Origin of the sequence: Escherichia sp. E4702 (assembly GCF_963883545.1) — a bacterium.
Lineage (GTDB): Bacteria > Pseudomonadota > Gammaproteobacteria > Enterobacterales > Enterobacteriaceae > Escherichia.
Genome location: NZ_CAWORF010000014.1, coordinates 454,282 through 465,125, shown reverse-complemented (window position 1 = coordinate 465,125; position 10,844 = coordinate 454,282). Strand labels below are relative to the sequence as shown.

Below are 10,844 nucleotides of genomic sequence, written 5' to 3'. Positions count from 1 at the left end.
AGGCCAACGTAGAGCCAGAAGAACAGATTGACCCGCGTAAAGCTGCCGTTGAAGCCGCTATCGCCCGTGCTAAAGCGCGCAAGCTGGAACAGCAGCAGGCCAACGTAGAGCAGGAAGAACAGGTTGATCCCCGCAAAGCTGCAGTTGCCGCGGCTATCGCCCGGGTTCAGGCAAAAAAAGCCGCTCAGCAAAAGGTTGTAAACGAGGACTAAATGGTATTCAGAATAGCTAGCTCCCCTTATACCCATAACCAGCGCCAGACATCGCGCATCATGCTGCTGGTGCTGGTCGCAACCGTCCCTGGCATCGCTGCGCAACTGTGGTTTTTTGGCTGGGGTACTCTCGTTCAAATCCTGTTGGCCTCGGTCAGTGCACTCTTAGCCGAAGCCCTCGTACTCAAACTGCGCAAGCAATCTGTAGCTGCAACCTTAAAAGATAACTCAGCATTGCTAACGGGCTTATTACTGGCGGTAAGTATTCCGCCTCTTGCGCCGTGGTGGATGGTGGTACTCGGCACGGTGTTTGCCGTAATCATCGCTAAACAGCTGTATGGCGGTCTGGGGCAAAATCCGTTTAACCCGGCAATGATTGGTTATGTGGTATTACTGATCTCCTTCCCGGTACAGATGACCAGCTGGTTGCCGCCGCATGAGATTGCGGTCAACGTCCCTGGATTCATTGATGCTGTACAGATTATCTTCAGCGGTCATACCGCCAGTGGTGGTGATATGAACACACTTCGCTTAGGTATCGATGGCATTAGCCAGGCGACACCGCTGGATACGTTCAAAACATCTGTACGCGCCGGTCATTCGGTTGAACAGATTATGCAGTATCCAATCTACAGCGGTGTTCTCGCGGGCGCTGGCTGGCAATGGGTAAACCTCGCCTGGCTGGTTGGTGGCGTGTGGCTGCTATGGCAGAAAGCGATTCGTTGGCATATTCCCGTCAGTTTCTTAGTGACACTGGCCCTGTGCGCAACGCTGGGTTGGTTGTTCGCCCCCGAAACACTAGCTTCACCGCAGATTCATCTGCTGTCTGGCGCGACCATGCTCGGTGCATTTTTTATTCTGACCGATCCAGTAACCGCGTCTACCACCAATCGTGGTCGTCTGATTTTCGGTGCACTGGCGGGATTATTAGTCTGGCTGATCCGCAGTTTTGGTGGCTATCCTGACGGCGTTGCCTTTGCTGTCCTGCTGGCGAACATCACGGTTCCTCTGATCGATTACTACACGCGTCCACGCGTATACGGCCATCGCAAAGGATAAACCATGCTAAAGACTATCCGAAAACACGGTATTACGCTGGCGCTGTTCGCCGCTGGTTCAACAGGTTTAACGGCTGCCATCAACCAGATGACCAAAGCCACGATTGCTGAACAGGCTAGCCTGCAACAAAAAGCGTTATTTGATCAGGTGTTACCAGCCGATCGCTATAACAACGAGCTGGCCCAAAGTTGCTATATAGTGACTGCGCCAGAGTTAGGAAAAGGTGAACATCGGATTTACATCGCGAAACAGGATGATAAACCGGTAGCTGCCGTTCTGGAGGCCACCGCGCCGGATGGTTATTCCGGTGCGATTCAGTTGTTGGTTGGGGCCGATTTTAACGGCACGGTACTTGGCACCCGCGTGACAGAACATCACGAAACGCCGGGACTTGGCGACAAAATCGAACTACGCCTTTCTGACTGGATCACCCATTTTGCGGGTAAACAAATCAGCGGTGCGGATGACGCTCACTGGGCGGTGAAGAAAGATGGTGGTGATTTCGACCAGTTCACCGGGGCGACCATTACGCCTCGCGCGGTGGTGAATGCGGTAAAACGCGCCGGATTGTATGCCCAAACGTTGCCAGCACAACTTTCTCAACTTCCTGCCTGTGGAGAATAAACCGTGAGCGAAATTAAAGACGTTATTGTTCAGGGGTTATGGAAGAACAACTCCGCGTTGGTCCAGTTACTTGGCCTCTGTCCGCTGCTGGCGGTCACTTCCACTGCCACCAACGCACTGGGTTTAGGGCTTGCGACAACGCTGGTGTTGACTCTCACCAACCTGACCATCTCGACGCTGCGTCACTGGACGCCAGCCGAAATCCGAATCCCGATTTACGTGATGATCATCGCCTCGGTGGTCAGCGCCGTACAAATGCTGATTAACGCATACGCCTTTGGCCTGTATCAATCGTTAGGGATTTTTATTCCTCTGATTGTCACTAACTGTATCGTTGTTGGCCGTGCGGAAGCCTTCGCCGCCAAAAAAGGTCCGGCACTCTCCGCGCTTGATGGTTTTTCGATAGGCATGGGTGCAACCTGCGCCATGTTCGTACTGGGTTCACTACGCGAAATCATCGGCAACGGAACATTGTTTGACGGTGCCGATGCGCTGTTGGGTAGCTGGGCCAAAGTCTTGCGGATAGAGATCTTCCACACCGATTCACCCTTCCTGTTAGCAATGTTACCGCCAGGCGCATTCATTGGTCTGGGGCTGATGCTGGCGGGAAAATATCTGATTGATGAAAGAATGAAAAAGCGCCGTGCTGAAGCAGCTGCTACACGCGAGTTGCCAAACGGTGAAACAGGGAATGTCTGATGAACAAAGCAAAACGACTGGAGATCCTCACTCGCCTGCGTGAGAACAACCCTCATCCTACAACCGAACTTAATTTCAGTTCGCCTTTTGAATTATTAATTGCTGTACTGCTTTCCGCCCAGGCGACCGATGTCAGCGTCAATAAGGCGACGGCAAAGCTTTACCCGGTGGCCAATACACCTGCCGCAATGCTCGAACTGGGCGTCGATGGGGTTAAAACGTATATCAAAACCATTGGGCTATATAACAGCAAAGCAGAAAATATCATCAAAACCTGCCGTATTTTGCTCGAACAGCATAATGGCGAAGTGCCGGAAGATCGCGCTGCGCTAGAAGCCCTGCCCGGTGTAGGGCGTAAAACAGCAAACGTGGTATTGAATACTGCTTTCGGTTGGCCGACCATTGCTGTAGATACGCACATTTTCCGCGTCTGTAATCGCACCCAATTTGCACCGGGGAAAAATGTCGAACAGGTTGAAGAAAAACTACTCAAAGTGGTTCCGGCAGAATTCAAAGTCGATTGCCACCACTGGTTAATCCTCCACGGGCGTTACACCTGTATTGCCCGCAAGCCTCGCTGTGGCTCCTGCATTATTGAAGATCTTTGTGAATACAAAGAGAAAGTTGACATCTGACGAAAAGGGGTAACATCGTTATCCCATTCATAACTATTTCTCATCCTCTTATAAAACATCTTGTTAACGTCAATGATGCCGCCTCGCGGCATCATTATCAGGCAATCCGTTTGTGAATAACCAAAAATGCAGGTTAATTGTTTTTTTAATAGCGAAATTTTCTATCTATTCGTGATCAAGATCACACTGATGTCATAATGTAAAAATATTGCTCTATTTAAGTTAAATTTGACAAGGCATTGATTCAACCAGGGCATAAACCTACAAAACATTACACTGTCTATTTTTCAGATAATGGACTATCTCACTACATAAAACACCTTACAGTAGAACATATCGCCAAATATCAGTATCCCCCCTCTTCTGGTAGTGAAAAAATCTGCCGTTACGTTTTTTGAAAAATTTAACGCTGGATAACATTTCAATGGGCCGATGATTTCTCCATGCCAGTTATATGTAACAGATTATTACAAAGGACTTGTCTGAAAGTGCAAGATAGTGAACATTACCTGCCGTTTCCCCTCCCACTATAACAATTGCGCGTATGTTTATTAGACATCACGCGAGAAAGCACCCCCGTTAATATGGGATGTAAAAAAAGAGGTAAAAGTGTCCACTGCAAACCAAAAACCAACAGAAAGCGTTAGTTTGAACGCTTTCAAACAACCGAAGGCGTTCTATCTCATCTTCTCGATCGAGTTATGGGAACGCTTTGGTTATTACGGCCTACAAGGAATTATGGCTGTTTACCTGGTTAAACAACTGGGTATGTCCGAAGCGGATTCAATCACACTTTTCTCTTCCTTTAGCGCCCTGGTTTATGGTCTTGTCGCTATTGGTGGTTGGTTAGGCGATAAAGTACTGGGTACAAAACGCGTCATTATGCTTGGTGCTATTGTGCTGGCTATTGGCTATGCGCTGGTTGCCTGGTCTGGTCACGATGCCGGTATCGTCTATATGGGTATGGCGGCAATTGCGGTCGGTAACGGCCTGTTTAAAGCCAACCCGTCTTCACTGCTGTCAACTTGCTACGAGAAAAACGATCCACGCCTGGACGGTGCATTCACCATGTACTACATGTCCGTCAACATCGGTTCATTCTTCTCTATGATTGCAACGCCGTGGTTAGCAGCCAAGTATGGCTGGAGCGTCGCATTCGCCCTTAGCGTAGTTGGTCTGTTGATCACCATCGTTAACTTCGCCTTTTGCCAACGCTGGGTTAAGCAGTACGGTTCAAAACCTGACTTCGAGCCGATCAACTACCGCAATCTGCTGTTAACCATTATTGGTGTTGTCGCGCTGATTGCTATTGCCACCTGGCTGCTGCACAACCAGGACGTTGCGCGTATGGCGCTGGGCGTTGTTGCCTTCGGTATCGTGGTTATCTTCGGTAAAGAAGCCTTTGCAATGAAAGGTGCTGCACGTCGTAAAATGATCGTTGCTTTCATCCTGATGCTTGAAGCAATCATCTTCTTCGTGCTGTACAGCCAGATGCCGACGTCTCTGAACTTCTTTGCAATCCGTAACGTTGAGCACACCATTCTGGGCCTGGCAGTAGAACCTGAACAGTATCAGGCACTGAACCCGTTCTGGATCATCATTGGTAGCCCGATTCTCGCCGCTATCTATAACAAGATGGGCGATACCCTGCCGATGCCGACTAAGTTTGCTATCGGTATGGTGATGTGTTCTGGCGCGTTCCTGATCCTGCCACTGGGCGCGAAATTCGCCTCTGACGCCGGTATCGTGTCTGTAAGCTGGCTGGTCGCAAGCTATGGCCTGCAGAGTATCGGTGAACTGATGATCTCCGGTCTGGGTCTGGCAATGGTTGCGCAGCTCGTTCCACAGCGTCTGATGGGCTTTATTATGGGTAGCTGGTTCCTGACCACTGCCGGTGCAAACCTGATTGGTGGTTATGTTGCGGGTATGATGGCTGTACCGGATAACGTAACCGATCCGCTGATGTCGCTGGAAGTATATGGCCGCGTATTCTTACAGATTGGTGTTGCTACTGCTGTTATTGCAGTGCTGATGCTGCTGACCGCGCCGAAACTGCATCGTATGACTCAGGACGATGCTGCTGATAAAGCGGCGAAAGCTGCCGTAGCGTAAATTTCAGGGAAACTCTTTTACAAGCCGCTAACTTTTCGTTAGCGGCTTTTTTTTTGTTCAGCAACGCACTACCATACTTTAAACCACAGCCAAAAGGAGTTACCGATGAAACTGTTCTACAAACCGGGCGCCTGCTCTCTTGCTTCCCATATCATCCTGCGTGAGAGCGGAAAGGACTTTACGCTCACCAGTGTGGATTTAATGAAAAAACGTCTGGAAAACGGCGATGATTACTTTGCGATTAATCCTAAAGGGCAGGTTCCTGCTCTGCTGCTGGACGATGGCACTCTGCTCACGGAAGGCGTGGCCATTATGCAGTATCTTGCCGACAGCGTCCCCGACCGCCAGTTACTGGCTCCGGTAAACAGTATTTCTCGCTATAAAACCATCGAATGGCTGAACTATATCGCCACTGAGTTGCATAAAGGCTTTACTCCGCTGTTTCACCCGGCTACACCGGAAGAGTTCAAGCCGACTGCACGCGCACAGCTGGAGAAAAAACTGCAGTACGTTAACGATGCGCTGAAAGAGGATCACTGGATTTGCGGGCAACGTTTTACTATTGCTGACGCCTATCTGTTTACTGTACTGCGCTGGGCATATGGGGTGAAATTGAATCTGGAAGGTTTAGCGCATATTGCCGCCTATATGCAGCGTATGGCTGAACGTCCGACGGTAAAAGCCGCGCTAACAGCAGAAGGCTTGCAGTAATGGTTTATCGGCCCGCAGGATACTGTGGGCCGACAAGACACTTTTCAGAGCTTCGTCGCACTGAAGTAGTGTTCTGGTTTAGCAATACGATCCTGTGCAGCTACAACTTGCAGCTCATATTCCTGCATCGCTTTGGTGGTTACCATAATTTCGTATACCGCCGCGGTCACATGCTCCAGCGCCTGCTGCAACGTTGCGCCCTGTAGTAGTTTCACCAGCAGTAACCCGCTCGTCACATCACCAACACCTACTGGCTGACGCGTGCCAAAATCTACCAGAGGACGGTCGATATGCCATGCTTCATCGGCAGTGACCAGCAGCATTTCAAAACGTTCTGTGCTGTAACCGGCACGCGCCAGATGTTTCACCAGTACGATTTCAGGCCCCTGAGCAATAAGTTCGCGCGCAGCTTTAACCGCATCTTCGACGTTATGTACCGGATGCTCGCAGAGGATTTCCAGCTCAACCAGATTTGGCGCGATGATATCGCTGGCAGGAAGACCGTGACGCACGTGGAACTCCGCCACACCTGGCGCAACGATACAGCCTTTTTCGGGGTGTCCCATTACCGGATCGCAAAAATATTTCGCCTGCGGGTTCGCCGCTTTAACCTGACGGACAATACCGAGGATATGCTCGCCCTGCTCCGCCGACCCCAGATAGCCGCTTAATACAGCATCACAAGTGTGCAACTTATCGATGGCAGCAATGCCTTGCACAATTTCGGTTAAATGGCTGGGCGGCATAACACAGCCGGTCCATTTGCCGTATTGAGTGTGATTAGAAAATTGAACGGTGTTGAGCGGCCAGACATTCGCGCCCAGGCGGCGCATTGGAAACTCTGCCGCGCTGTTACCCGCATGACCATAGACAACGTGAGACTGGATAGCGAGAATATTTTTCATCGTGTTCCCTGTATAAAAATCAGGGGGAGTGATTTCTCACCCCCCCTTTCCACTTAATGCATTATTTCCAGCAAATCAGACAGTAATTCTTTTTGCCGCGACGAAGTAAGGTATAACGACCAAACAGACGATCTTCTTCTTTAAAGAAGTATTCTGGATCGGACTGTTTTTCACCATTAATGGTGATGGCATTAGAGGCGATAGTTTTACGCGCCTGACCACGGGAAGGTTGCAGTTCAGAATCAACCAACGCCTGCATCAGATCAGCGCCTTTTTCCATTTCTACCATCGGTACGCCGTCCTGCGCCAGTTGTTCGAAGTCCGCTTCACTCAGCGCACTCAGAGAACCGCTGAACAGGCACTCGGTAATACGTTTCGCAGCTTGCAAACCTTCTTCACCGTGAACCAGACGCGTCACCTGCTCCGCAAGCACATACTGAGCGCGTGGCGCTTTACCGCTGTTTTTGTCTTCTTCTTCGAGGGCATTGATCTCTTCAATGCTCATAAAGGTAAAGAACTTCAGGAAGCGGTAAACGTCAGCATCAGCAGTATTGATCCAGAACTGGTAGAACTTGTACGGACTGGTTTTCTTCGGATCCAGCCATACTGCACCACCTTCAGTTTTACCGAACTTAGTGCCGTCTGCTTTGGTGATCAGCGGAACGGTCAGGCCAAACACCTGGTTCTGATGCAGACGACGGGTCAGATCGATACCAGAGGTGATGTTACCCCACTGGTCAGAACCGCCGATTTGCAGCACCACACCGTACTGTTTGTTCAGGCAGGCAAAGTCATAGCCCTGCAACAGGTTGTAGGAAAACTCGGTAAACGAAATCCCCTGATCTTCACGGTTGAGACGCTGTTTAACCGCTTCTTTGTTGATCATCTGGTTAACGGAGAAGTGCTTGCCGATATCGCGCAGGAAGGTCAGCACATTCATATTGCCGAACCAGTCATAGTTGTTCGCTGCGATAGCAGAGTTTTCTCCGCAGTCGAAATCGAGGAACGGGGCAACCTGCTTGCGGATTTTGTCCACCCACTCCTGAACAGTTTCTTCAGTGTTCAGCTTACGCTCGGCAGCTTTGAAGCTCGGGTCGCCAATCAGACCCGTGGCGCCGCCTACCAGCGCAACCGGCTTGTGGCCCGCCTGCTGGAAGCGTTTCAGGCATAACAATGGAACAAGATGCCCCAAATGCAAGCTGTCAGCGGTAGGATCGAAGCCGCAATAGAGCGCGATCGGGCCTTGCGCCAGTCGCTCTGCTAACGCTTCTTCGTCCGTCACCTGGGCCACCAGCCCCCGCTCTTGCAATTGTTTAATCAAGTTACTGCTTGCCATCAAAATCTCCATGTATATAACGACTGCACCTTTGCCGGTACACGACTTTTCGCCAGATGCGAAAGAGACATAGAATAAAGTGCCGGAATCAGGAGTACCAGCGATTAAAGCAAGATTTTTGCATCTTTTCAGGGTGCGAGGCGATCGATTTTCCACGCCTCGTTTTCACGCTGGTACAAAAAGCGGTCATGCAGCCGATGCTCACCGCCCTGCCAGAACTCAATCTGTTCAAGGCTGACGCGAAAACCGCCCCAAAAACTCGGCAACGGCACTTCGCCCTGCTGAAACTTCTGCTTCAATTCCAGGAATTTGCTTTCAAGGATCCCACGCGCAGAAATACGGCTGGATTGCTTCGATACCCACGCGCCAATCTGGCTATCACGCGGGCGGCTATGAAAATATTTCATCACTTCGAGAGTCGAAAGACGTTCCGCTTTACCGATAACCATCACCTGCCGTTCCAGGGTATGCCATGGGAAAAGCAGGCTAACGCGCGGATTATTTTCGATTTGGTGTGCTTTACGGCTGCCGAGGTTGGTGTAAAACACCATCCCTTTTTCATCGTAATGTTTTAGTAAAACAATGCGCTGATAGGGTTGGCCATGTTCATCAACGGTGGCGACGACCATCGCAGTAGGATCGGCCAGTTTGGCTTCACAGGCCTGAGAAAGCCAGCGTTCAAAAAGGGTTAAAGGATCGGCGGGAAGATCGCGGCGGCGTAAACCGCCTTTAGTGTATTCACGGCGCAGATGCGCGATTTGCTGCAATTCGTCGTTATCAGCCATGGTTTTCTTTACAAATTGTCAGTGGGTGACGCTATTGTGCGCCGCCCCTGGAAAAATCTCAACGCTGTGGATTTTGTAACTGACAGTTATTCAAGACGATGCGGTCACGTTTATAGACCGTCGCCTCATCACCTTTTGACCAGAAAACGTAGATACCGTCGGTATAACGTGCGCCAGAAGCTGAAATACCCTGTTTAAGGTGCAGCAGTTGATTATCGTAAACAAAACTAACTTCCTGACGCGGATTATTCAGTTTGACCGTCAACGGTTTTTCATCACACTGGTATTCCAGCGTATCAGTTTGCATGCGCTCAACCAGTTGATTAAACGCGCCACAGCCGGTAAGAAATAGCGGCAGACAAAGTAGTAACAGTTTTTTCATAAACATATCCCGAAGACTTTCCTGGTCCGGAGGGCAAAAACGCCCTCCTCAACTTCCAAGTGTAACGGCAGACGCAGTAAGAAAAATTCAGTTAACTCTGATATCGCGGGTTGGCAGGGAAAATAGCGCCCAGCACCGTCTCCTCGCTTGCGCCGGTAACGGAAGGTAGATTGCCGGGCAGCCCAGCCAGCGTTCGCCAGGCAAGCCATGCGAAGGCTAACGCTTCCATATCATCGCCACTAATGCCAACGGCATCGGTGGAGGTCACTTCAGTACCTGGCAGTAATGCAGCCAGACGCGCCATAAGCAGCGGATTGCGACTTCCGCCACCACATACCATCAATCGATCGCAGCCACCGCTCAACAAGACTTGTTCAGAAATGGTCACGGCGGTGAGTTCCGCCAGTGTTGCCTGGACATCTCGCGCATCCAGGCCAGGGAAATCGCGTAGATGACGCTCCAGCCAGGCATAGTTAAAGTATTCGCGCCCGGTGCTTTTGGGTGCTGGCTGGGAAAAATAGGGATCGCTAAGCATTTTTTGCAGCAGCGGCAGAATAACCTTGCCCGCCCGCGCCCACTCAGCGTCTTTATCGTAAGGTTTACCGACCTGACGGCAGATCCATGCGTCCATTAGCATGTTGCCCGGTCCGGTATCGTAGCCACCTACCGGCATTCCTGGAATGAGTAGTGACAGATTGGCAATACCACCAATATTAAGCACCATTCGCCGCTCAGTTGGATGGGCCAGCAATGCGTGATGAAAAGCAGGTACCAGCGGTGCGCCCTGGCCACCTAAGGCGATATCGCGACGGCGAAAATCCCCGACGACGGTAATTCCAGTCCGCGCAACAATTTGATTGTTATCACCAATCTGTAGCGTATGTGGCGCGACGCCCGTGGGTTCGTGCCAGACGGTCTGGCCATGACAACCGATAGCTACGATATCTTTCGGCTGTAAATTTTCTGCTTTTAATAGTGCATTAACGGCATCCGCAAACAAGCAGCCAAGTCGGGTATCCAGTTGACCAAACTGGGAGAGCGTAAGCTGTTGCCCCTGGCAAATATCCAGCACCGCCTGTTTGATTGATGGGGGAATCGGCCAGCTCAAACTCGCCAGCTGCGCCACCCGGTGTTCATCGATCGTCGCTAACACAACATCGACACCATCCAGGCTAGTACCTGACATAACACCAATAAAGCGGCCTGATTTCATAGTTCATCCTTTTTCAACCTGATGTTTGCGTTCCACTCAAACACAAACCTTTCGCGAATTCCATGCATAAGAGCCGATTTTTATCGTTGGTAGTAAAAGATTATATTCACATCAATAACTAATATGAATGTTTTGTTTATACTTGGTTAACCCTACTCTAATTATGATTTA

11 protein-coding genes and 1 pseudogene are annotated in these 10,844 nt (G+C 50.3%); 7 read left to right on the top strand and 5 right to left on the bottom strand.

Annotated features, from left to right (window positions below; translation table 11 throughout):
• The 7 genes and pseudogenes from AACU94_RS08350 to gstA form a co-directional block, all read left to right on the top strand.
• A pseudogene (locus AACU94_RS08350) lies at positions 1-212 on the top strand (electron transport complex subunit RsxC); the annotation flags it as partial.
• On the top strand, positions 213-1,271 hold the full coding sequence (gene rsxD / locus AACU94_RS08345) for an electron transport complex subunit RsxD (RefSeq protein ID WP_135489246.1): 1,059 nt from the start codon (positions 213-215) through the stop codon (positions 1,269-1,271).
• A 3-nt stretch (positions 1,272-1,274) separates the two neighbouring features.
• Positions 1,275-1,895, top strand: coding sequence for an electron transport complex subunit RsxG (gene rsxG / locus AACU94_RS08340; RefSeq protein WP_130224744.1), 621 nt, complete (start codon positions 1,275-1,277; stop codon positions 1,893-1,895).
• 3 nt (positions 1,896-1,898) lie between these two features.
• Positions 1,899-2,594 carry an electron transport complex subunit RsxE gene (gene rsxE, locus AACU94_RS08335; RefSeq protein ID WP_135489245.1) on the top strand — a complete coding sequence of 232 codons (696 nt, stop codon included), beginning with the start codon at positions 1,899-1,901 and terminating at the stop codon, positions 2,592-2,594.
• Complete coding sequence (nth, locus tag AACU94_RS08330; RefSeq protein WP_001030332.1) at positions 2,594-3,229, top strand: endonuclease III; 636 nt, start codon at positions 2,594-2,596, stop codon at positions 3,227-3,229. The genes rsxE and nth overlap by 1 nt, the downstream gene beginning before the upstream one ends.
• 609 nt (positions 3,230-3,838) lie before the next feature.
• Complete coding sequence (gene dtpA / locus AACU94_RS08325) at positions 3,839-5,341, top strand: dipeptide/tripeptide permease DtpA (RefSeq protein ID WP_064530078.1); 1,503 nt, start codon at positions 3,839-3,841, stop codon at positions 5,339-5,341.
• Positions 5,342-5,446: 105 nt separating this feature from the next.
• The gene (gene gstA, locus AACU94_RS08320; RefSeq protein WP_130224742.1) at positions 5,447-6,052 is read left to right on the top strand and encodes a glutathione transferase GstA; all 606 of its coding nucleotides are present in this window, start codon (positions 5,447-5,449) and stop codon (positions 6,050-6,052) included.
• A gap of 44 nt (positions 6,053-6,096) precedes the next feature.
• Here gstA and pdxY read toward each other — a convergent pair whose 3' ends face one another.
• From pdxY to anmK, 5 genes are all read right to left on the bottom strand, one after another.
• On the bottom strand, positions 6,097-6,957 hold the full coding sequence (gene pdxY / locus AACU94_RS08315; RefSeq protein WP_130219000.1) for a pyridoxal kinase PdxY: 861 nt from the start codon (positions 6,955-6,957) through the stop codon (positions 6,097-6,099).
• A gap of 61 nt (positions 6,958-7,018) precedes the next feature.
• Positions 7,019-8,293 carry a tyrosine--tRNA ligase gene (gene tyrS, locus AACU94_RS08310; RefSeq protein WP_053264059.1) on the bottom strand — a complete coding sequence of 425 codons (1,275 nt, stop codon included), beginning with the start codon at positions 8,291-8,293 and terminating at the stop codon, positions 7,019-7,021.
• A 128-nt stretch (positions 8,294-8,421) separates the two neighbouring features.
• Positions 8,422-9,078 carry a pyridoxamine 5'-phosphate oxidase gene (pdxH, locus tag AACU94_RS08305; RefSeq protein WP_064530026.1) on the bottom strand — a complete coding sequence of 219 codons (657 nt, stop codon included), beginning with the start codon at positions 9,076-9,078 and terminating at the stop codon, positions 8,422-8,424.
• A 58-nt stretch (positions 9,079-9,136) separates the two neighbouring features.
• On the bottom strand, positions 9,137-9,466 hold the full coding sequence (mliC, locus tag AACU94_RS08300; protein ID WP_130208174.1) for a C-type lysozyme inhibitor: 330 nt from the start codon (positions 9,464-9,466) through the stop codon (positions 9,137-9,139).
• Positions 9,467-9,551: 85 nt separating this feature from the next.
• Positions 9,552-10,673, bottom strand: coding sequence for an anhydro-N-acetylmuramic acid kinase (anmK, locus tag AACU94_RS08295; protein WP_135385929.1), 1,122 nt, complete (start codon positions 10,671-10,673; stop codon positions 9,552-9,554).
• Positions 10,674-10,844: the final 171 nt, after the last annotated feature.